Source organism: Amycolatopsis solani (assembly GCF_033441515.1).
Taxonomy (GTDB): domain Bacteria; phylum Actinomycetota; class Actinomycetes; order Mycobacteriales; family Pseudonocardiaceae; genus Amycolatopsis; species Amycolatopsis solani.
Genome location: NZ_JAWQJT010000002.1, coordinates 2,342,428 through 2,362,483, shown reverse-complemented (window position 1 = coordinate 2,362,483; position 20,056 = coordinate 2,342,428). Strand labels below are relative to the sequence as shown.

20 protein-coding genes are annotated in these 20,056 nt (G+C 73.0%); 12 read left to right on the top strand and 8 right to left on the bottom strand.

Annotated features, from left to right (window positions below):
- Positions 1-75: 75 nt before the first annotated feature.
- Positions 76-2,067 carry an NAD-dependent DNA ligase LigA gene (gene ligA, locus SD460_RS31405; RefSeq protein ID WP_290050196.1) on the bottom strand — a complete coding sequence of 664 codons (1,992 nt, stop codon included), beginning with the start codon at positions 2,065-2,067 and terminating at the stop codon, positions 76-78.
- Positions 2,068-2,143: 76 nt separating this feature from the next.
- Between ligA and SD460_RS31400 the strand changes: the two genes are divergently transcribed.
- Positions 2,144-2,983, top strand: coding sequence for an LLM class F420-dependent oxidoreductase (locus SD460_RS31400; protein WP_290050194.1), 840 nt, complete (start codon positions 2,144-2,146; stop codon positions 2,981-2,983).
- 4 nt (positions 2,984-2,987) lie between these two features.
- Here the strand turns inward: SD460_RS31400 and SD460_RS31395 are convergent, their stop codons facing one another.
- Positions 2,988-3,917 (bottom strand): NADP-dependent oxidoreductase, encoded by a 930-nt coding sequence (locus SD460_RS31395; RefSeq protein WP_290050192.1) that lies wholly within the window; start codon positions 3,915-3,917, stop codon positions 2,988-2,990.
- 88 nt (positions 3,918-4,005) lie between these two features.
- On the opposite strand from SD460_RS31395, the gene SD460_RS31390 reads away from it, so the two are divergent.
- Entirely contained in the window at positions 4,006-4,758 is a 753-nt protein-coding gene (locus SD460_RS31390; protein WP_290050190.1) for an AraC family transcriptional regulator, read from the top strand.
- Here SD460_RS31390 and SD460_RS31385 read toward each other — a convergent pair.
- A complete protein-coding gene (locus SD460_RS31385; protein ID WP_290050188.1) occupies positions 4,755-5,648 on the bottom strand; it encodes an MBL fold metallo-hydrolase in 894 nt (297 codons plus the stop codon). The two genes, SD460_RS31390 and SD460_RS31385, sit on opposite strands and share 4 nt — an antisense overlap.
- A gap of 82 nt (positions 5,649-5,730) precedes the next feature.
- Between SD460_RS31385 and SD460_RS31380 the strand changes: the two genes are divergently transcribed.
- Complete coding sequence (locus SD460_RS31380; protein WP_290050187.1) at positions 5,731-6,600, top strand: AraC family transcriptional regulator; 870 nt, start codon at positions 5,731-5,733, stop codon at positions 6,598-6,600.
- On the opposite strand, the gene SD460_RS31375 is transcribed toward SD460_RS31380, so the two are convergent.
- The gene (locus SD460_RS31375) at positions 6,597-7,181 is read right to left on the bottom strand and encodes a TetR/AcrR family transcriptional regulator (RefSeq protein WP_318307133.1); all 585 of its coding nucleotides are present in this window, start codon (positions 7,179-7,181) and stop codon (positions 6,597-6,599) included. The two genes, SD460_RS31380 and SD460_RS31375, sit on opposite strands and share 4 nt — an antisense overlap.
- A 113-nt stretch (positions 7,182-7,294) precedes the next feature.
- Here SD460_RS31375 and SD460_RS31370 point away from each other — a divergent pair, with 113 nt between their 5' ends.
- From SD460_RS31370 to SD460_RS31350, 5 genes are all read left to right on the top strand, one after another.
- Positions 7,295-8,134 carry an SDR family oxidoreductase gene (locus SD460_RS31370; protein ID WP_290050184.1) on the top strand — a complete coding sequence of 280 codons (840 nt, stop codon included), beginning with the start codon at positions 7,295-7,297 and terminating at the stop codon, positions 8,132-8,134.
- Between the two features lie 26 nt (positions 8,135-8,160).
- Positions 8,161-9,396, top strand: a complete 1,236-nt coding sequence (locus tag SD460_RS31365; protein ID WP_290050183.1) for an acetyl-CoA hydrolase/transferase family protein — start codon at positions 8,161-8,163, stop codon at positions 9,394-9,396.
- A 354-nt stretch (positions 9,397-9,750) separates the two neighbouring features.
- Positions 9,751-10,119 (top strand): roadblock/LC7 domain-containing protein, encoded by a 369-nt coding sequence (locus SD460_RS31360; protein ID WP_438860539.1) that lies wholly within the window; start codon positions 9,751-9,753, stop codon positions 10,117-10,119.
- Between the two features lie 36 nt (positions 10,120-10,155).
- Positions 10,156-10,521: a hypothetical protein gene (locus SD460_RS31355; protein ID WP_290050280.1), complete on the top strand. Its 366-nt coding sequence runs from the start codon at positions 10,156-10,158 to the stop codon at positions 10,519-10,521.
- A gap of 27 nt (positions 10,522-10,548) precedes the next feature.
- A complete protein-coding gene (locus SD460_RS31350) occupies positions 10,549-11,217 on the top strand; it encodes a hypothetical protein (protein WP_290050179.1) in 669 nt (222 codons plus the stop codon).
- A gap of 191 nt (positions 11,218-11,408) precedes the next feature.
- Here SD460_RS31350 and SD460_RS31345 read toward each other — a convergent pair whose 3' ends face one another.
- Together SD460_RS31345 and SD460_RS31340 are read right to left on the bottom strand one after the other, a co-directional pair.
- Positions 11,409-12,062 carry an SGNH/GDSL hydrolase family protein gene (locus SD460_RS31345; RefSeq protein ID WP_290050178.1) on the bottom strand — a complete coding sequence of 218 codons (654 nt, stop codon included), beginning with the start codon at positions 12,060-12,062 and terminating at the stop codon, positions 11,409-11,411.
- A 69-nt stretch (positions 12,063-12,131) separates the two neighbouring features.
- Positions 12,132-13,766, bottom strand: a complete 1,635-nt coding sequence (locus SD460_RS31340) for a beta-1,3-glucanase family protein (RefSeq protein WP_290050176.1) — start codon at positions 13,764-13,766, stop codon at positions 12,132-12,134.
- A gap of 486 nt (positions 13,767-14,252) precedes the next feature.
- Between SD460_RS31340 and SD460_RS31335 the strand changes: the two genes are divergently transcribed.
- The 3 genes from SD460_RS31335 to SD460_RS31325 all read left to right on the top strand — a co-directional run bounded on the left by SD460_RS31335 (position 14,253) and on the right by SD460_RS31325 (position 16,260).
- The gene (locus SD460_RS31335; RefSeq protein WP_318307223.1) at positions 14,253-15,245 is read left to right on the top strand and encodes a zinc-binding alcohol dehydrogenase family protein; all 993 of its coding nucleotides are present in this window, start codon (positions 14,253-14,255) and stop codon (positions 15,243-15,245) included.
- Positions 15,246-15,409: 164 nt separating this feature from the next.
- Positions 15,410-15,808 carry an STAS domain-containing protein gene (locus SD460_RS31330; protein ID WP_318307132.1) on the top strand — a complete coding sequence of 133 codons (399 nt, stop codon included), beginning with the start codon at positions 15,410-15,412 and terminating at the stop codon, positions 15,806-15,808.
- Positions 15,805-16,260, top strand: a complete 456-nt coding sequence (locus tag SD460_RS31325) for an ATP-binding protein (RefSeq protein WP_290050174.1) — start codon at positions 15,805-15,807, stop codon at positions 16,258-16,260. The genes SD460_RS31330 and SD460_RS31325 overlap by 4 nt, the downstream gene beginning before the upstream one ends.
- 538 nt (positions 16,261-16,798) lie before the next feature.
- On the opposite strand, the gene SD460_RS31320 is transcribed toward SD460_RS31325, so the two are convergent.
- Entirely contained in the window at positions 16,799-17,551 is a 753-nt protein-coding gene (locus SD460_RS31320) for an ATP-binding protein (RefSeq protein ID WP_290050173.1), read from the bottom strand.
- Between the two features lie 166 nt (positions 17,552-17,717).
- Between SD460_RS31320 and SD460_RS31315 the strand changes: the two genes are divergently transcribed.
- Complete coding sequence (locus SD460_RS31315) at positions 17,718-19,025, top strand: lipase family protein (RefSeq protein ID WP_318307131.1); 1,308 nt, start codon at positions 17,718-17,720, stop codon at positions 19,023-19,025.
- 205 nt (positions 19,026-19,230) lie between these two features.
- On the opposite strand, the gene SD460_RS31310 is transcribed toward SD460_RS31315, so the two are convergent.
- A complete protein-coding gene (locus tag SD460_RS31310; protein ID WP_290050170.1) occupies positions 19,231-19,932 on the bottom strand; it encodes an AfsR/SARP family transcriptional regulator in 702 nt (233 codons plus the stop codon).
- Positions 19,933-20,056: the final 124 nt, after the last annotated feature.

The following is a 20,056-nucleotide window of genomic DNA, read 5'->3' as shown; positions in this document are numbered from 1 at the left end:
TCCCTCCCGAACGCGGCGATGTACCCACCCAGTGTCGTCCCCACCGGCCCGCCACGACCGGGTGACCACCCCCGGTTACACGATGCCCGCCTCGATCAGCTGCTCCCAGATGACGCTCTGGTCGACGACCTCGACGCCCAGTTTCTCCGCCTTGGTCAGCTTGCTGGCCCCGACGTCGGCGCCGGTGATGAGGAAGTCCGTGCTGGCCGAAACCGACGAAGCCGTTGTCGCGCCCGCCTTTTCGCACAGGCGCTGGAACGTCGGGCGGGCCACCTTCTCGCCCGAGCGCGGGTCGTTGATCGCGCCGCTCACCACGACCGTCTTGCCCGCCAGCGGCGCGCCGGCCGCGACGACCGGGGGCAGGTCCTCTTCGCGGACGTCCAGGGAGACGCCCGCTTTCCGCAGCCGTTCGAGTTCGGGGCGCAGCCGGGTGAGGTGCTCGATCAGGGAGGCCGCGACCTTCGGGCCGATGTCCTCCACCGCCACGAGCCCCTCCTCGCCCGCCTCGGCGACCGCTTCCAGTGACCCGAACCCGGCGCGGCACAGCCGGGCCGCCGTGCCCTCGGAAGCCATCGGGATCGCGAGCCCGATCAGCGCGCGGCGGAGGCCGACCGCGCGGCTCGCGTCGATCGACTCGATCATCCGCGTCGCCGAGACCTCGCCGACGCGGTCGAACTCCAGCAGTCTTTCCTTGGTCAGCCCGTAGAAGTCCGACGGGTGCTCCAGGATCCCCGCCTCCGCCAGGCGTTCGATCCACACCCCGCCGATGGCGTCGATGTCCGCCGCCGCCCGCGACGCCCAGTGGATCAGCCGGCGCACGGTCTGGGCGGGACAGGAGACGTTGGTGCAGAACAGTTCCCGGCTGTTGCCCTGCTCGGTCAGCGGCTGCCCGCACGACGGGCACGCGTCCGGCGGGACGATCTCCCGCTCGGCACCCGTGCGCTTCGAGGCGTCGAGCACGCCGGCGACGAACGGGATGACGTCCCCGGCGCGGCGCACCAGCACGGTGTCGCCGATCTTGATGCCGCGGGCGCGGATCACCTCCTGGTTCGCCAGCGTCGCGCGCGTGACCGTGGTGCCGCCCACGAACACCGGCTCGAGCCACGCCACCGGCGCGATCTTGCCGGTCTTGCCGACGTCCCAGACCACGTCGGCCAGCACGGTGGTCTTCTCCTCGGCGGCGAACTTGAACGCCAGCGCGCCGCGTGGCGAGCTCGACCGGGTGCCGGCGGCGGCGTACGCGTCGCGGTCGGCCAGCCGCAGCACGGCGCCGTCGAGGTCGTAGTCCAGCTCGTTGCGCTGCTCTTCGATGGTGCTGATCGCGGCCTGCGCGGCTTCGGCGCCGTCGCAGTGCCGCATGTCGGCCGCGGTGAACCCGAGCGCCGCCAGCGCGCGCCCGAGGTCGGTGGCCGCGCTGTCGGGGTCGGTGTGCAGGTCGAAGGCGAAGAACCGCAGCCGCCGCTCGGCGACCGTCGCGGGATCCTTGGCGCGCAGGGTGCCCGCGGCCGCGTTGCGCGGGTTGATCAGCGGCTTGTCCGGGTGCGCGGTGTTGTACGCGGCGAACGTCGAGCGCAGCATGACGGCCTCGCCGCGGACCTCGACCCGGCCCGGCGCGTTCACCCGGTCGGGGATGCCGTCGGTCAGCGCCCGCACCAGGACCGTGACGTCGTCACCCGTCGTGCCGTCGCCGCGGGTGACCGCGCGCGCCAGCTTGCCGTTCTCGTAGACGACGGCCAGCGAAAGGCCGTCCAGCTTCGGCATGACCACGACCGGCTGGCCGGGGAAGCGGTCGAAGAACGCCGCGACCTGCTCGGGCTTGGTCGCCTTTTCCAGCGACAGCATCGGGCGCGAGTGCCGGATCGGCGCGTGCAGCACCGCCGGCGCGCCCACCTGCTCGAGCGGGTTCACCTCGGGCGCGAGCTCCGGGTTCGCCTCGATCAGGCTCCGCAGCTCGTCCTCGACCGCGTCGTACTCCGCGTCCGCCACCAGCGGCGAACCCCGGTAGTAGGCGTCACGCAGCACCACGATGCGGTCGGCGAGTTCCTGGATGCGTTCCTGAGCGTTCACGGGAAGGACGTTACCGGGGGCCACCGACAAAAACTCCGAACCGTGCTGGAGGAGCTCCAGGCTTACGATGAAGATCATGCGATTCGCCATCAAGACTTCGCCGCAGAACACCGAATGGGCGGACATGCTCGCCGTGTGGCAGGCCGCCGACGAGATCGAGCTGTTCGAATCCGGCTGGACGTTCGACCACTTCTACCCGATCTTCTCCGACCCGACCGGGCCCTGCCTGGAGGGCTGGGTGACCCTGACCGCGCTCGCGCAGGCCACCAAACGGCTCCGGGTGGGCACGCTCGTCAGCGGCATCCACTACCGCCACCCCGCGCTGCTGGCGAACATGGCCGCGACGCTCGACATCGTCTCCGGCGGCCGGCTCGAGATCGGCATCGGCGCGGGCTGGAACGAAGAGGAGTCCGGCGCGTACGGCATGGAGCTCGGCACGGTCAAGGAGCGCAGCGACCGGTTCGAGGAGGCGTGCGAGGTCCTCGTCGGGCTGCTGACGCAGGAGACGACCACGTTCCAGGGGCAGCACTACCAGCTCACCGACGCCCGCTGCGAGCCGAAGGCCGTGCAGACGCCGCACCCGCCGATCTGCATCGGCGGCAGCGGCGAGAAGCGCACCCTGCGCACGACCGCGAAGTACGCCCAGCACTGGAACTTCGTCGGCGGGACGCCCGAAGAATTCGCCCACAAGCGTGACGTGCTGCACGCCCACTGCGCGGACATCGGGCGCGATCCCGCCGAGATCACGCTGTCCTCGCACGTCCGCCTCGGCCCCGACGGCGACTACGCGAAGGTCGCCGCCGAGGCCGAAGCGCTCGGCGAGGCCGGTCTGGACCTGGCGATCGTGTACCTGCCGCCGCCGCACACCCCGGCGGTGCTGGAGCCGCTGGCGAAGGCGCTCGAACCGCTGCGCTGAGCTTTCAGACGGTCAGGACGACCTTGCCCCGCAGGTGCCCGCGCTCGATCAGCCGGTGGGCGTCGGCGATGCGCTCGAACGGGAAGGTCTCCTGCACGTGGACGCGGAGCTTGCCCTGCTCGACGAGGCCGGCGAGGGCACGCAGGCCGACCGGGTCGGGGTCGACCGCGATGCCGCTGAAGCGCCGTCCGGCCGCTTCGAACGCGGCGGCGAGCTCCGCGTCCTCGTCGGCGACCGCCGTCACGAAGTGGCCACCGGGGCGGAGCACGCCGAGCGAGCGCGCCGCCGCGTCGCCGCCGAGGGTGTCGAGGACCAGATCGACGTCGTGCACCACCTCGGCGAAGTCGACCGCCGTGTAGTCGACGACTTCGTCGGCGCCGAGCTCTTCGACGAACTCCCGCTTGTCCGGGCCGGCGGTGGTGACGACGTACGCGCCGAGCGCTTTCGCGAGCTGGATCGCGACGTGGCCGACGCCGCCGCCACCGCCGTGGACCAGCACCCGGTCGCCCTCGGTCACGCCGCCGAGGTCGACCAGGCCCTGCCACGCCGTCAGGCCGGCGACCGGCAGCGCCGCCGCCTCGACGTGCGAGAGCGCCGCCGGTTTGCGCGTCAGGTGCAGGGCCGGCGCGGCCACGAACTCGGCGTACGCGCCGGCCGGCCGCGGGAACAGCGGCATCCCGAAGACCTCGTCGCCGGGCCGGAACCGCCACGTTCCCGGCGCCGCCTCGACTACGCCGCTGACGTCCCAGCCGAGGACGAACGGCGGCGGCCCGAGCAGCGGGAATTCGCCCGCGCGCAGGCGTGGTTCGAGGGGGTTGAGGCCGATCGCTTCGACGCGGACGAGGACTTCGGACGGCAGGACCCGCGGCTCGGGCGCGGCCACGACGGTGAGGACCTCGGGACCGCCGAACGCGTGCTGGGTGATGACTCGCATGACACCCACCTTGATCGCCGCGCCGGGCGCGAACCACCGTTGCCGCGCCAGGAAGTTCCGATAACCCGCCAGCGCTAGGGTGGGCGTGGTGACCGAACCGGTTTTCCTGGCCGACGGCGCGGCGGACTGCGGCCCGCTGGCCCACGGCGAGGTCGTCGCCGCGCACTTCCACGACTTCGGCCAGCTCCGGTACGCCGCCTCGGGCGCGCTGGTCACCGCGACCGACGCCGGCACCTGGGTCGCGCCGGCGAACCGGATCACCTGGGTGCCGCCCTTCCACGTGCACCGCAGCCGCTCGCACGGCGAAACCGACATCCGGCTGCTGCGGGTGCCGGCGGACCTGGCCGGGCAGCTGCCGCCGGTGCCTTCGGTGTTCGCGGCCAGCCCGCTCCTGCGCGAGGCCTACCTGGCGCTGCTCGCCGACGACGGGCCGGCCGACGGGCCCCGCGCGCGGCTGCTGCTGGACGTCGTCGTCTCGGAGCTGGCCCGCGCCCGGCGGGAACCGCTGCGCCTGCCGGAGCCGAAGGACGCCCGCCTCAAGGCCGTGACCGACCTCCTGCACGCCGATCCGGCCGGCCCGGCGACGCTGGCGGAGCTGGGGCACCGGACGGGTTCGAGCGAACGGACCCTGAGCCGGCTGTTCGCCGGCGAGCTGTCGATGAGCTTCCACCAGTGGCGCACGCTGCTGCGCGTCCAGCGGGCGGTGCTCGAACTCGGCGACGGCACGTCGGTCACCGACACGGCGATCCGCCTGGGCTGGGCGAATCCGAGCAGCTTCATCGACGCGTTCACCGACCTGGTCGGCTGCACCCCCGGCCGCTACTGCGCTGGGGAGGGCTAGCTCCAGCGGCGGATCGCGAAACGGCTGCCGTCGCGGCGGATCTCCGCCGCCCCCGGGCCCGCGAAGTGCGCTGGGACGACGAGTTCTCCGCTGTCCGCCGCCTGTCCGAGAAGGGCGCGCCGGGTGGTGGCGGCTTGGCTCGGGTCCTCGCAGAAGCAGCTGCTGTGCTGCGGTTCGAGGATCTGCACGGGGCTGTGCAGCAGGTCGCCGACGAACACCGCGCGGTCCCGGCCCGACGCGACGCGCAGCACCGACGAACCGGGCGTGTGGCCGGGCGCCGCCGTGAGGGTGAGGTTCCGGTCGATGCGGTGGCTGCCCTCCCACAGCACCGCGCGGCCGAGCACGGGCGCGACGCTGTCGGCGTAGACCAGCAGGCTGCCCTCCCGGCGCAGCCGGTCGCGGCCGGTGCGCGGCGCCGGGCGGCGGTGGGCGTTGCGTGGGTCGAAGTACACCTGGTCCGCGCGGGGGATCAGGTACGTCGCCCGCGGGAACGCCGGCACCCAGTCGCCGTTGCGGAGCTCGGTGTTCCAGCCGACGTGGTCGTAGTGGATGTGCGTGTTGACGACGACGTCGACGTCTTCGGGCCGGACGCCCGCCGCGGCGAGGCGGTCGAGGAACGGGGTCGCCAGGTGGTCGAACAGCGGGATCTGCGGGCGGTCGCGGTCGTTGCCTACGCCGGTGTCGACCAGGATGACGCGGCCTTCGCTGCGCAGCACCCAGGTCTGGACCGCGCCGACGTAGCCGCCGGTCTCCGGGTTCCAGTGGTCGGGCGCGAGCCAGCCGGCGTTGTCCGCCCAGAGCTCGGGCGGGCTGGGGACGATGGTCCGCGCCGGTGCGATCTCACCCGCCCACTCGACGACCTTCACGACTTCGACTTCACCGATGTGCATGACTCGACGTTAGGACGCCTGGGTGAGCGTTTCCATGCGTGAAAAGCTCGATTCGATACGAGATCGGCTCTAGGCTGAGCCGGTGGACCTCCTCAGCGATGCGATCGCCGCCGTCCGGATCGGGCAGCCGACGTCGAACCGGCTCAGCGCCGGGTCCGCGTGGTGCTACCGGTTCGCGCCCTACGACGGCGCCGGGTTCCACGTGCTGCTGCGCGGCAGCGGCTGGCTCGTCCCGGACGACGGCGAGCCGGTGCCGCTCGGGGCCGGGGACGTCGTACTGGTGCCGCACGGGAGCCCGCACACGCTGTCGGCGACGCCGGACGCGACCGGCGCGGTGCCGTTCGAGACGGCGGTCGCCGAGCCGGACGGGCGGACGGAGTTCCTGTGCGGCAAGTACAAACTGGCCCGCGCGCGGCGCCACCCGGTGCTGGCGAGCCTGCCGGACGTCGTCCACCTCCCCGCCGAGCCGGGCCGCCACCCCGAACTGCGCGCGGCGATCGATCTGCTCGGCGCCGAGGTCGCCGACCGGCGCCCGGGCTCGGCCGCGGTCCTGACCGGTCTGCTGGACCTGCTGCTCGTCTACCTCGTCCGCGCCTGGCTGGCCGGGCACCCGGGCACGGGCTGGCCACGGGCGCTGCGCGACCCCGAGATCGCCGCGGCGCTGGAGGCACTGCACGCGGACCCGGCGGCGCCGTGGCGGATCGAGGACCTGGCCGCCCGCGTCGGACTATCGCGGGCCACGCTCGGCCGCCGGTTCACGGCGCTGACCGGGCAACCGCCGATGGCGTACCTGACGTGGTGGCGCCTGACGACGGCGGCCCGCCTCCTGCAGGACACGGAGCTGCCGCTGCCGTCGATCGCGGCGAAGGTGGGGTACGGCTCGCCGTTCGCGTTTTCCCATGCGTTCAAGCGGCAGTTCGGGGTGGCGCCGGGCGGGTTCCGGGCCCGTTAGCGGAGGCCGCGCAGTGCGGTGTCCACCACCTGGTCGGTGTACTCCGGGGTCAGCGGGCCGGTGCGCTGGAGCCAGCGGTTGAGCAGCGGGCCCCACAGCAGGTCGATCGCCACGTCGAGGTCGAGGTCCGCGGCCAGTTCGCCGGTCCGCTGGGCGCTGCGCAGTCTCGCTTTTTTCAGCTCGCGCATCGGGCCGTCCAGCCGCTTCGCGTAGTCCGCCGCCAAGGCCGGGTCGTGGACGATTTCCGTGTGCAGGGCGCGCATCGGGAGGTCGTAGCGCGGGTCTTCGAGTTCGGTGATCGTGGCTCGCAGCACCCGTTTCAGGTCCGCGGCCAGGTCGCCGGTGTCGGGCAGGGCCGCGTCCTCGCCTTCGCCCGCGAGCGTCAGGAAGGCGTCGAACAGCAACGCGCCCTTCGACGGCCACCAGCGGTAGATCGTCTGCTTGCCGACGCCGGCGGCCTGGGCGATGCCTTCGATGCTGAGCTTCGCGTAGCCGAGCGTCCCGGCGAGGTCCAGCGCGGCGGCGAGGATGGCGCGCCGCGCGGTTTCGCTGCGGCGGGTGGGGTCGGGGGGTCCGGGCACGCGGGCACCTTAGCACTCGCAAGACGAGACGGACCGTCTTGACGGCGGGCTCGAGCCCATGGCATTCTGGGCGCCAACGAGACGGGCCGGTCCGTCTCGCGAGAGGAGACACCATGGAAACCCGTCGCGTCTGGTTCGTCACCGGGGCGAGCCGGGGGCTCGGCCGGGCCTTCACCGAAGCCGCGCTCGCCGCCGGTGACCGGGTGATCGGCGTGGCGCGGGACGTCTCGCCGCTGGCCGAAACCGCCGCCGCGCACCCGGACCGGCTGCTGGCCTTCCCGCTCGACGTCACCGACCGGGCGGCGGTCTTCGCCGCCGTCGACCGCGCCGCCGCGCACTTCGGGCGGCTCGACGTCGTGGTCAACAACGCCGGCTCGCTCTACGCCGGGATGGTCGAGGAGTTCACCGAAGAGCAGGCCCGCGCGCAGCTGGACCTCAACTTCTTCGGCGTGCTCTGGGTGAGCCAGGCCGTCGTGCCGCACCTGCGGGCCCAGGGGAGCGGGCACCTCCTGCAGATCTCGTCCATCGGCGCGCTCGGCGGCTTCCCCAGCACGGGCCTCTACAGCGCGAGCAAGTTCGCGCTGGAGGGGATGAGCGAGGCGCTGGCCGCCGAGGTCGCCGGCTTCGGGGTCAAGGTCACCATCGTCCAGCCCGGCGGCTACTGGACCGGGCTCTACACCAGCAGCACCGCGACCACGCCGGAACCGCGGTACGACGAGCTGCGGGAGGAACTCGCGAAGCAGTGGGCCGAAGGCTCGGTCGACAGCGAGCCGCGGCTGGCCGCCGAAGCCGTGCTGAAGCTGGTCGGAAGCGACGACCCGCCGCTGCGGCTGCTGCTCGGCAGCATGGTCTACGACCTCGCGTTCGACCTTTCGCGCCGTCGCATGGCCACCTGGGCGGGCTGGGAGGAGGTCAGCCGCGCCGCGGAGAAAGCGGTGCCGATGCCGGGCTGAAGGCCGGACCATGATCGGATGGCGGCATGCGGGTCCTCTCGGAAGAGCAGCTGGGCGCGGTGCTGGCGGGGGTGCCCGCGCCGGTGCCGCGGGTGGTGGTGAGCGGCAACTTCGCGACGCCGTCCCGGGCGCTGGCCGTCCTCGACGCGGCGCTGGCGGAGTACCGGCTGTTCGCGCTGAACGCGCAGAGCGGCCTGCCGGACCGGCCGGGCGTGCTGCTCGAAACCCCGTTCGTCGGGCCGGGGATGCGCGGCCGCGCCGGGCTGCGGTACTTCCCGTCCCGGCTGTCGCTGGTGCCCCAGCTGCTCAAGGAGGCGCTGCCGCCGGACGTCGTGCTGGTGCACACGTCGGTGCCGGTCGACGGCGTCGTGTCGCTGGGCACCGAGGTCAACATCCTGCCCGCGGCGATCGAAGCCGCCCGCGCCCGCGGCGGGCTGGTGGTCGCGCAGCTGAACCCGCGGATGCCCTTCACCCACGGCGACGGCGTGCTGCAACTCGACGAGATCGACTTCGCGCTCGAGGCCGAAGAGCCGCTCCGGTCGCCGGTGCCGCGGCCGCTGGGGGACACCGCCCGGGAGATCGGCGAGCGGGTGGCCGGCCTGGTCGCCGACGGCGCGACGCTGCAACTGGGCATCGGCGGCATCCCGGACGCGACGCTGGCCGCGCTGACCGGCCGCCGCGGGCTCGCGGTGTGGTCGGAGATGTTCAGCGACGGCGTGCTCGCGCTCGACCGCGCCGGTGCGCTCGACCCGGCCGAGCCGGTGACGGCGTCGTTCGTGTTCGGCAGCGCGGAGCTGTACCGGTGGGTCGACCGCAACCCGCGCGTCCGGTTGCTGCGCACGGAAAAGACGAACGATCCCGCGGTGATCGCCCGCCAGCGCCGGCTGGTGTCGGTGAACAGCGCGCTCGAGGTCGACCTGTACGCGCAGGCCAACGCCAGCCGCGTGCGCGGAACGATCTACTCGGGCTTCGGCGGGCAGACGGACTTCGTGGTCGGCGCGCTGCACTCCCCGGGCGGCCGGGCGATCATCGCGCTCCCGTCGTGGCACCCCAAGGCGGACGTGTCGACCGTGGTGCCGCGGCTGGCCGGTCCGGTGACGTCGTTCCAGCACAGCTTTTTCGTGAGCGAGCACGGCGTCGCGGCGATCTGGGGGCACGACGCGGCGGAGCAGGCCCGGCAGATCGTGGACCGCGTCGCGCACCCGGACGCGCGGGCGGAGTTGCGGGAGCGCGGGCGGGAACTAGGTTTCGCGCTGCCCTAGGGGCTTCGAGCTCCGTCGCGCAGGGTGGCGGGCCATGGCCGCGGGCCGCCGGACGGCCGTGGTGCGGCGCCGGCGTCTTTCCCCGGTGGTGTTCGGCCGCTGCCGCCGCCGAACCGCGTCGCGGCATTTCACGCGGCCGCCCGGGAATGGCGAACATCGATTCCGCGATTCCGGTGATCAATGACCGGCGATTCCCGGTGGTTACTCGATTCTGTTACGAACGCCGTGTCGTTTCACTCGATCGTGTAGTAGTGCTCTAGGCGTTGCCGTGCTTATTGGCGCGCAGTAGCGAGGACGGTAGGGTCGCTCGGCGGAAGAAACCCGAATGGCTGATGAACCAGAAAGAAATGACTTTTGGATTTCGAAGCATTGGCCACCCAACTGCGCGAACTCCGGGAAAACGTCGCCGGCGTGACCGGCACGGTGCTCGCCGCGGTCGACGGGATACCCATCATCGCCGACGCGGACGACCACCTCGATCCGGCGAAGATCTCCGCGCTCGCCGCCGCCGACCTGGGGATCGCGCGCCAGGCGGCCGAGATGACCGGGAAAGGCACGCTCAGCCAGACCGTCGTGTTCGGCAGCGACGGCTACATGGCCGTCTACGCCGTGGGGCGGCTGGCGCTGATGGTCGTGCTCGGGGACAAGGGACTCAACGTCGGGCGCCTGCTGTTCGAGGCCCGGCCCGTCATCGAGCGCATCGGCACGATCCTGGCCGCGTAGCGGAGAAGCCGCACAATGGAAGGAAGCAGCATGATGATGAACATCGACACCGCCCTCAAGGAAGCCATGTCCATCACCGGCGCCGTCGGCGTCGCGCTGGTCGACTACGAAAGCGGCATGTCGCTCGGGACCAGCGGCGGCGGCGAGTGGCTGGACCTCGACGTCGCCGCCGCCGGCAACACCGAGGTCGTCCGGTCGAAGCTGCGGGTCATGTCCTCGCTGGCGCTCAACGACACCATCGAGGACATCCTGATCACGTTGCACCGCCAGTACCACCTGATCCGGCTGATGAACTCGTCGCGGAATTCGCTGTTCCTCTACCTGGTGCTGGACCGCGAGCGGGCGAACCTGGCGCTCGCCCGCCACTACCTCAAACGGATCGAAGCCGATCTGCAGGTGTAGCCCGCGCACGCACGGGAGGAGGCGGCGATGACCGGAGGCGGCTCCCGCGCCGCACTCGTCATCGGCTCGGCGTTCATGCACGACCTCGGTTCCCTGTTCCCGGTGACGATGAGCCTCGCCGGCGACGACCTCGCGTTCACCTTCGTGTCGTCCTGCCCCTCGCCCGACGCCGTCGGGGAGTGGGTCGGGCTGCGCTCGGGTGCCGTCGTGGCCGGCCGGGTCCTGCACTTCTTCGTCGACGCGAACGGGCGGCGGATCCGCGTCGAGCTCGCCGGCACCGCGGTCCGGGCCCTGATCGTGCTCGCGGACGAGATGACCGCGGCGACGGTGCACGCGCCCTGGCTCGGCCGCTGGCAGGACCAGATGCCCTGCCTGGTGCAGGTCGCGATCGACGAGCTCGCCCGGCGGCTTTCGCGCTGCCGCCACCGGGCGGGCGGCGCCGACCCGCTGATCGACCTGCAGCTCGCCTACCGCCCGGACCACCAGTACCAGGCCCGGCTCGCCGGCGCGCACGAACGGGTGCGCGGGTTCATCGCGCCGGTCCGCCCGGTACTGGCGATGCGCTGGCGCACGGCGACTTCGGCGCAGCGCAAGGCGTTCCTCGACGAACTCCCGGACGCGATCCCCGCACGCGGCTGGCTGCGCCGTCGCCACACGGTCCGGCTGATGGGGCTTGAGGTGGAGGTGGCGCATTGAGGGGCCCGGCCGCCTGGCTGGCTGGGGTCGCGAATGAGTCATTCGCGACCTTGGTGGTCCCGAATGAGTCATTCGCGACCATTGCGGGGGTCGGGCGCGGGGGCGGGGGTCGGCTGATGACGTGAATGACTCATTCCTGTCGTCAGATGAGGTGAATGAGTCATTCACGGCATCCGGTGGGCCGGGCGAGGTCAGCCGGTGAGAGTCGCGCGGACCGGGGCTTCGAAGATGCCCGCGATCCGCGCGTAGCCCACGTCGTTCGGGTGGAACCAGTCCACGGCCAGGCTGCCGCGCAGCGGGGCCAGCGCCGGGCCGCGCAACTCGGCCAGGTGGATCTCGCCGTGGGCCGTCGCCGCCTCGATCAAGGCGTTGATCTCCCGGGCCTGGCGGTTGCCGCGAGGCAGGGTCGCGACCACCGAACGACCCGCCGGGAGGCGGGCGAGCAGGTCGGCGAAGCGGGCCGGGGTGCCGCGGCGGCGGGACGGGGTCAGCATGTCGTTCGCGCCCACCAGGACCGTCACCAGCGCCGGCGGGGACGGGAGCGCGAGCAGGCGGGGCAGCTGGTCGTCCAGGACGTCGGCGATCCGGGCGCCGGACGCGGACAGGTTGACCACCGCGAACGGCTCGCCGAGGCGGGCGTTCAGCTGGGGTACCCAGCCGCCGGTGATCGTCTCGGCGCCGATGCCCTGCGTCATCGAGTCGCCGAGCGCGGCCCACAGCGGGCGGCCGGAGCCGACCGCCGTGCGCCCCGCTTCCGCCCAGGCCCGCGCGTACGGTTCCTTCTGCGCGCGGACCCGGCGGACACCGGGCAGCACGGCGGCGGCTACGTCGAGCAACACGGGCACGTCCCCTCCTCGTCACGGTCACCGGCATTCGGAGCCGGCCGGGCGGTGGATGGGGACCCGCCGGTGACGTTACCGGGTGAACGTGAACCAGTTGATGTTGACGAAGTCCGACGCGCTGCCGGAGAACGCCAGGTACAGGTCGTGCACCCCGGTGGCCGTGCCGGTGATGTTGGCCGGCACCGTCTGCCAGTTCTGCCAGCCGCCGTTGTTCGCGAAGTCGATCTCGGCGACGACCGGGCCCGTCACGCTGTCCAGCCGCGCCTTGATCGCGCCGCTGACCCCGGCGGCCGCGCCCGAGGCGAGCCGGGCGACGAACTGGTGCGGCGAGCTCGAGCCGAAGTCGACGCGGGCGTACTTCAGCCAGTCGCCGTTCGCGATCCAGCCGACGTCGACGCCGCCTTCGCTGCACGACTCGTTCTGCGTGCCGCTCTGGGCGTTGTAGGCCTCGGCCTGGATGGTCGAGTACGCGCTCGTGCCGCCGCTGCCGGGCGGAGTCGTGCCACCGCCCGCGCCCGGGCCGAGCGAGACCGTCCACGACGTCGGCGCCGGGTCCTGGAGGTGGCCGTCGACGGGCTGGGCGCCGGTCGGGCCGACGTCGTCGTACGGGAAGGCGTAGCCGATCGTCGCGTACTGGTGCACCAGGCGGGCGTAGTGGTTGGTCGTCGCGTCCTTGTAGTAGTTGGCGGGCGCGACGCCGTCGGGCTGGTTGTTGCCGCCGCCGACTAGGAGGCTGCTGCGGTTCAGCGCCGCGGCGAGGCGGGCCGCGACCGCGCCGCGCGCGTCCGCGCCGGAGTTGTACAGCGGCCCGCTCGCGCAGCCGAAGATGTCGATCGCGCTCGGCTTGGTGAACGGCACGCCGTTGGTGTTCAGGCCGGCGAACACGATCGCGTCGCCGCTGACCGTGCCGGTGTAGGAGCCGATCCCGCCCTGCCCGTTGATCGTCAGCGGGGTCGAGCGGTAGTGGTCCCAGACGGCGTTGAGGTAGCTGGTCCAGTAGCCGCCGAAGTCGACGGGGGAGTGGCCCGGCGCGAGCACCCGGACCACCTTGCCCGAGCTGTCGGTGACGACCAGCCGGTCCCACGGCGCGCCGTCGGTGTTGTGCTGGGCGCGCAGCCCGTCCGCGATGCTCCCGAGCGCGCCGTTCGGCAGCGGGCTGACCGACTGCGAACCCGCCGCGCCGGTGGTGGCCATCGACACCGGCAGCGCGACCATGTCGACGTAGCTGATGTTCGCGTAGAGGTTCGCGCTGTTGTAGGTGAACTCGGCGAACGTCCAGTTCGTCTGCCAGTTCGGGTCCGAGCTGGTGAAGCCGGGCTGGACCAGCCCGGGGCCCGGGTTGACGAAGAACTGGATCTTCTTGTCGACCGAGAACCAGACGCGCCCGCCGATGAGGTAGTCGGTCAGCGTCACCGTGAGCTGGGAACCCGAGCCGCCGAGCGGGATGGCGTAGTCCGGGACCGGCGTCACCGGCGAGGACGGGTTGGCCAGCGCCTGGAACCGGCCGTCGGCGGTGACGAAGCCGGGGCGGCCCGAGGTGTCCGCGCCGCTGATGTAGGCGTAGACGGTGCCGCTGCCCGAATTGTTCTTCAGCGTCAACGGCAAGGCCGCGGCGGCCCGGGCTCGCGGGGCAGTGGCGGCGGACCACAGCGGCGTGCTCGCCGCGGCGAGCAGGCCCGCGGTGACGAAGGTACGCCTCGACAGCATGGCACCTCCTGGGGAAGGGCGGGGTTTCGCGTGGCAGGCCGCCGCGCGTCCGCCGGACAGAGTGAACGGACCGTAGGTAAGCGCTTCGCGGCCGGTCAATATCCGGTGGGCAGGATCGGGTACTGACGGCCCCCGACGCTGCCCTTTCGCCGCCCGGACCAGTGATCCCGGTGGTCCGCTGCCCGTCCACTGTGGACGCTCGTGAGAGGCGTGGGTTCCGCGCGGCGGTGACCGAGGCCCCGGCGGCGGTGGCGTTCGCGCGTGGCGGCGCGCCCGCTGCCGCGGATTCGCTGGGGAGTGCGGGCACCGAGGAGGGCGGGGTGCTCGGGGGCGGGCGACATCCGGGTGGCGGGGGCGTGCGGTGGGGCATGCTGGCGGCGGCCTCGCAGGGAGCAGCGGCGAGGTGAGCCGGGTGCTCGGGGCGTGCGGTGCGGCATGCTGGCGGTACCGATCCGAGGAGGCTGAGCCGTGGACCTGCCCGCGACCATGACGGCCTGGCGCGTCACCCGGCCCGGGCCGATGGCCTCGCGGCCGCTGGACCGGGCGCGGGTCCCGGTGCCCCGGCCCGCGGCGGGGGAAATGCTGGTGCGGGTGCTGGTCTGCGGGGTGTGCCGGACCGATCTGCACGTGGCCGAAGGCGATCTGCCCGTGCACCGGCCGGGGGTGACGCCCGGGCACGAGGTCGTCGGCGAGGTGGTCACGGCCGGTGAGGGCGTCACCGCGTTCGCCGCCGGGGAGCGGGTGGGGATCGCGTGGCTGCGCGCCACGTGCGGGCGGTGCCGGTTTTGCCTGCGGGGACGGGAAAACCTGTGCCCGGAGTCGCGCTACACGGGCTGGGACGCCGATGGCGGGTACGCCGAGTTCGCCGTCGTCCCGGCGGCGTACGCGCTCGCGTTGCCGGACGGCTACCGCGACGACGAACTGGCGCCGCTGCTGTGCGCCGGGCTGATCGGGTACCGCGCGCTCGCCCGTGCGGAAGTGCCCGACGGTGGCCGGCTGGGGATCTACGGCTTCGGCGGCAGCGCGCACCTGACGGCCCAGGTTGCGCTCGCCCGCGGCGCCACCGTGCACGTCGTGACGCGCAGTGCCGAAGCACGCGAACTCGCGCTCGCGCTGGGGGCCGCGTCCGCCGGGGACGCCGCGCCGGAACCCCTCGACGCGGCGATCCTGTTCGCCCCGGCCGGTGGGCTCGTCCCGCCCGCGCTGGCCGCCCTCGACCGCGGCGGGACGCTGGCCATCGCGGGGATCCACCTGTCCGACGTGCCCGCACTGGACTACCAGCGGCACCTGTTCCAGGAACGGCAGGTCCGCAGCGTCACGGCCAACACCCGGGCCGACGCGCGGGAGTTCCTGGCCTTCGCGGGCGAGCACCGGCTGAGCGTCAGCACGGTGCCGTACGCGCTGGGGGAAGCCGACCGGGCGCTGACGGACCTGGCCGCGGACCGCGTCACCGGCGCCGCCGTGCTGCACGCGCGCTGAGCTGCCGAAAGTTCCCGGTGGGGGTCGCGAATGAGTCATTCGCGGCCTCCGGCGGCGAAATCCGGGGCGCGGAGACCGTGTTCTCCCACCGCGGGCGGCCCGCCGGCGTGCTTGACTTGGGGGTGACGGGCCGGCAGCCCGGCCCGGGACAGGAGGAGGACGTCATGTCCTCGGACCGGCGTGGGCCGTCCGCTGTCCGGCGGCAGGCGGCGAAGGAGATCCTGACGGTCGAAAGCGCGCAGCCGCGCCCGGGCTTGCTGGTCGTGACCGCGGTCGGGGAGATCGACGCCGTGTCCGTCCGGCTGCTGCAGCGCGCGACGTGGCAGGACGCGGCCGCGGACACGGTGGTGGACCTGTCGCACGTGACCCTGCTCGGCGCGGCCGGGCTGCGGGCCCTCGCCCAGGCCGCCCGGCGCGCGCGCATCGAAGGCGGCCGGCTGTGGCTGGTCGTCCCGCCGCACCCGGTGTCGGTCGCATTGTCCAGGTTCTGGCCCGACAAGCACGTCCGCGGGTTCGCGACGCTGGCGGAGGCGCTACGGGCGGTGACCGGGGAACCGGGATGAGCTCGGGGCCGGAAGACCGGTCGGTGTTCGTGATCGAGCCGGACGCCGTACCGCCGCTGAGCGCGCTCCGGCGGTGGACCGCACGGGTGCTGCCCCTGCTGGGCGCGGACCACCTGTGGGCGGTGCAGCTGGTGGTGACCGAACTGGCCACGAACGCCCACGAGCACGGCGCCGGCCCGGTCACGGTCACCGCTTCGGCCGACCCGTTCCCGTGCTCGGCGCTGCTGGAGGTCCACGACGACGGCGGCGAACGCCCGGAGCCCGCCGACTCGGACCCCGAAACCCCGCGCGGCCGCGGGTTGGTGCTGGTGCGCGACCTTTCGCGGATCTGGGGCGTGCGCAGCGCCGGACCCGGCAAGACGGTGTGGGCCCGGATCGACTGCGGCAGCGGCACGATCCGGCCGTGCACGGTGCGGGCGGAGCCGATCGCGATGGACCCGGAGCCCTGCTGACCCCGCTCACTCCGGCGCGCCGGGCCGTGCCAGCTGGGCCGGTGCGGCAGTGCGGAGTTCGCTGGTGCGGCGGTTCGGCGGCTTGCGCGGAGTGTGCGGCGGGGTGCAGGCGCGGGGTGGTTGCGGGTCCGGTGCGGCGTTCGGCGGCTTGCGCGGAGTGCGTGGCGAGGTGCAGGCCAGGGGTCGTCGCGGGTCCGGTGCCGGCGGGTGCGGCAGTGCGGCGTTCGGTGGTTTGCGCGGAGTGCGGCGAGGTCGTTGGCGGGGGTGGTCGCGGGTCCGGTGCCGGCGGGTGCGGCGGTGCGGCGTTCGGCGGCTTGTGCGGAGTGCGCGGCGAGGTGCGGGCCGGGGGGTGGTCGCAGGTCCGGTCACTCCGGTGCGGCGGTGCGGCGGTTGCGCGGCGGGGTGCAGGCGCGAGTGGTCGCGGGTCCGGTCACTCCGGTGCGGCGGTGCCGCGTTCGGCGACTTGCGCGGAGTGCGCGGCGAGGTGCAGGCGCGGAGTGCGTGGCGGGGTGCAGGCCGGGGGTGGTCGCGGGTCCGGTCACTCCGGTGCGCTGGTGCGGCGTTCGCTCGTCAGAACGGCCCAAACGGCCTTCCCGCCGGACCACCGCGGGCTGCTGCCCCACTTCTGCGCCGAATGCGCCACCAGGTGCAGGCCGAGGCCGGACGAGCCGGGGCGGGGGCGGGGGCCCAGGACGGCCGGGTGGGGGTCGTCGTCGAGGACTGCGATGGTCAGGCGGCCGTGGCGGAGGTCCAGGCGGAGCGTGGCGGCGGATGTCGTGTGCTGGACCGCGTTCGTCGCGAGCTCGCCGGCGACGAGGATGCCGTCGTAGACGAAGTGCGGGACGTCCCACTCGGCGCACGCCCGGCGCACCGCGGCGCGGGCGATCGCCGGGGCTTCGGTGCCGCGGGGCAGGACCAGTTCCGCCTGGCGCCGGGCCGGTTTGCCCAGCGCTCGTTCCGCGCTGGGGACGTCTTCGCCGAGCGCGGCCTCGCGGTGGATGCCGTGCTCTCGCAGCGCTCGCGCGTGATCCGCGGTGCCGGTGGCCAGCGCGAGCGGGATCCCCGGCCAGACCCGGATCCGGCGGGCGACGAGCGCGAACACCCCGACCGGGGCGACCTCGCTGAAGTCGAGGTCGCCGACGCCGGCGATCACCGCGTCCGGGCCGTCCGCCGCGATCTCGAGGAGGCCGTCGCGCAACCGGCGGTAGCTGCCGAGGTGGAGGCCGCCGGTGACGGTGACCAACGTGTAGTGCGGCCGGGCAGCCACCTCGAGGTCGAGCGTGCCGTGCATCGTCTCTCCTCCGCCGAGAACCCGGTAACGCCACGCTAAGACCGGACCGGCGCCCGCGGTAGTCCCCCACGGGTGGGTGAGGTTCGGGTACGCGGCTGTACCGCGTACCTACTCGCTGGTAGCTTGGCGTCGTCGAGTGATCCACTTCATGATTCAAAGGGGAGTCATGACCCGAAAGCCCGTTCGCCTCGCGGTGCTCGCCGCCGCGCTCGCGCTGGTGTCCGCCGCCACGCCGGCGACCGCCGCCACCGCCGCGTCCGATTCCTTCTACCGCTACGACGGCAGCGCGCCGCTGTCTTCCTTCGCACCGGGGACCGTGCTCAAGACCCGGACCCTGGCCTACCACGTCGTCGGCCTCGCCACGCCGGTCCAGGCCGTGCAGCTGCTCTACCGCACCACCGACGCGCAGGGCCGCCCGGCCGCCAACGTCACCTCGGTCGTCCGCAGCATCACCGGCGATCGCACGAAAGCCGTTTCGTACCAGTCGGCCTACGACTCGCTCGACCCCGCCGATTCGCCGTCACGCGCGATCGCCGGGGACGTCACGCTCGGCGGGCTGCTGCCCAACGGCGAGTCGCTCCTGCTGCTCCCGTCGCTGCTGCTGGGCTACAACGTCGTCGTGCCCGACACCGAAGGCCAGACCGCGGACTTCGCCGCGGGGCCGGAGTACGGCACGGCCACCCTCGACTCGATCCGCGCCGCGACGAGCTCGGCCGCCACGGGGATGGACGGCCGCACGAAGTTCGGGCTCCTCGGCTACTCGGGCGGGGCCATCGCGACCGGCTGGGCGGCCGCCCTCGCGCCCGGTTACGCGCCGGACGTCAACGAGAACCTCGTCGGCTTCACCGAAGGCGGCGTGCTCGTCGACCCCGCGCACAACCTGAAGTACGTCAGCGGCAGCCCGGTGTGGTCCGGGGTGATCCCGATGGCGCTGATCGGCGTCGCGCGCGGCTTCGGCATCGACCTGCGTCCGTACGCGAGCGAGTACGGGCTGAAGGTGCTCGACGAGCTGGACCACGCGTCGATCATCAGCGCGCTCGGGCGGTACCCAGGGCTGACGTGGCAGAAGATCGCGAAGCCCGAGTACGCGAACCCGAACTCGGTGCCGCCGTTCGTGGCCGCGGTGAACAAGGTCAACCTCGGTTCGGCGCCGACGCCGTCGGTCCCGGGCTTCATCGCCCAGGGCAACGCCGGGTTCCTCGAGGGGACGACCAGCAACCTGCCGGGCATCGGCACCGGCGACGGTGTGATGGTCGCCGGCGACGTGCGCGCGCTGGCCCGCCAGTACTGCGCGACCGGCAACGACTCCATCAAGTACGTCCAGTACAACGCGCTCAGCCACGTCGGCGGCGCGGCCGCGTGGGCCCCGGCGGCGATCGGCTGGCTCGCGGACCGGTTCGCGGGCCGGCGGGCCCCGTCGAGCTGCGGGCACATTCCGGCGGGCAACTCGCTGGACCCGGAGCGGCCGGCCTGACCCCGGTCCGGGTCGTCGGCGGGCTCGGCCGATCGGCCGAGTCCGCTCCGCCGCGGTGAGAGCCCGTCGGTGAATCACGGTCCGGGCCGAACGGATCTCGTCGGCCCGGAACCCGGAATGTACCGAAATCGTCGTGGCGCCCGATCGGGAAATGCGCCTGATCGGATTCGCCCGAAAGGGCAATACCCATTGTTTCGCGCCGGAACTAATGCGCGGTCATGTTCGGCAAGAGGCTGCGCAGGGTGTCGGACGGCTCGAGTCCCAGTTCCTCGAGCAGCGTGCAGCGGCACTGCTCGTACTGGTGCTGCGCCGCCGCGCGGTTGCCCGCCGCGAGGTGGGCGTCGATGAGGACGCGGTGGGCGCTCTCCCGCAACGGTTCCGCGCGGACCGCGGCGAGCCCCGCGGCCACCGCCTCGCCGTGGCGGCCGGCCGTGGTGAGGCGCTTGGCCATGGCTTCCAAGGCGTAGAGCCGCAACTGGTGGTACTGCTCCTGCTCGATCAGCACCCACTCGTTGTCCGACCACTCGGGCAGCAGGTCGGCGGACAGGTCGTCGCGGGTCTGGCGGGTCAGGATGTCGTCGCACAGGCACGTCTTGTCCAGCAGGCAGTGCGCGCGGGCGACCGCGTCGTGGATGTCGACGGTGATGCCGCCCGCCAGCGCCATTTCCTGCGCGGACGCGTCGATGACGCGGTGGCCGGTGCGCGACGCGCGCCACAGCGACGAGCGCAGGTTCGCGTTCGCGCGGGGCGTCGTCGCCTCCGGCCACAGCGTTCTCGCCACGTACGTCCGCGTCCGCGGGCGGTCCTGCAGCGCGAGGAAGGCGAGCAGCCGCTGCGCGCTGTACGACAGCGCGACGGGGTCGTCGCCCACCAGCAGCGTGAATCCTTTGAGCAGCCGCAGTGTCACGATCTGTGTTGCTTCAACGCGCATCGGTTCCCCAACCTACGCCCCAACCGATCGGATCGACCCCACTGTGGGGCAATTCGCGACCCGCAGGGAATACGTTACGGGAAATCATCGTCGATGCGCC

What these genes read in the sequence shown, in the direction of transcription:
- SD460_RS31350 (WP_290050179.1), top strand. Translation starts at nt 10,549, where the DNA reads ATGACCGGAGGCGGCTCCCGCGCCGCACTCGTCATCGGCTCGGCGTTC.
- SD460_RS31315 (WP_318307131.1), top strand. Translation starts at nt 17,718, where the DNA reads ATGACCCGAAAGCCCGTTCGCCTCGCGGTGCTCGCCGCCGCGCTCGCG.
- SD460_RS31355 (WP_290050280.1), top strand. Translation starts at nt 10,156, where the DNA reads ATGAACATCGACACCGCCCTCAAGGAAGCCATGTCCATCACCGGCGCC.
- SD460_RS31340 (WP_290050176.1), bottom strand. Translation starts at nt 13,766, where the DNA reads ATGCTGTCGAGGCGTACCTTCGTCACCGCGGGCCTGCTCGCCGCGGCG.
- SD460_RS31320 (WP_290050173.1), bottom strand. Translation starts at nt 17,551, where the DNA reads ATGCACGGCACGCTCGACCTCGAGGTGGCTGCCCGGCCGCACTACACG.
- SD460_RS31400 (WP_290050194.1), top strand. Translation starts at nt 2,144, where the DNA reads ATGCGATTCGCCATCAAGACTTCGCCGCAGAACACCGAATGGGCGGAC.
- SD460_RS31330 (WP_318307132.1), top strand. Translation starts at nt 15,410, where the DNA reads ATGTCCTCGGACCGGCGTGGGCCGTCCGCTGTCCGGCGGCAGGCGGCG.
- SD460_RS31325 (WP_290050174.1), top strand. Translation starts at nt 15,805, where the DNA reads ATGAGCTCGGGGCCGGAAGACCGGTCGGTGTTCGTGATCGAGCCGGAC.
- SD460_RS31365 (WP_290050183.1), top strand. Translation starts at nt 8,161, where the DNA reads ATGCGGGTCCTCTCGGAAGAGCAGCTGGGCGCGGTGCTGGCGGGGGTG.
- SD460_RS31370 (WP_290050184.1), top strand. Translation starts at nt 7,295, where the DNA reads ATGGAAACCCGTCGCGTCTGGTTCGTCACCGGGGCGAGCCGGGGGCTC.
- SD460_RS31395 (WP_290050192.1), bottom strand. Translation starts at nt 3,917, where the DNA reads ATGCGAGTCATCACCCAGCACGCGTTCGGCGGTCCCGAGGTCCTCACC.
- SD460_RS31335 (WP_318307223.1), top strand. Translation starts at nt 14,253, where the DNA reads ATGACGGCCTGGCGCGTCACCCGGCCCGGGCCGATGGCCTCGCGGCCG.
- SD460_RS31385 (WP_290050188.1), bottom strand. Translation starts at nt 5,648, where the DNA reads ATGCACATCGGTGAAGTCGAAGTCGTGAAGGTCGTCGAGTGGGCGGGT.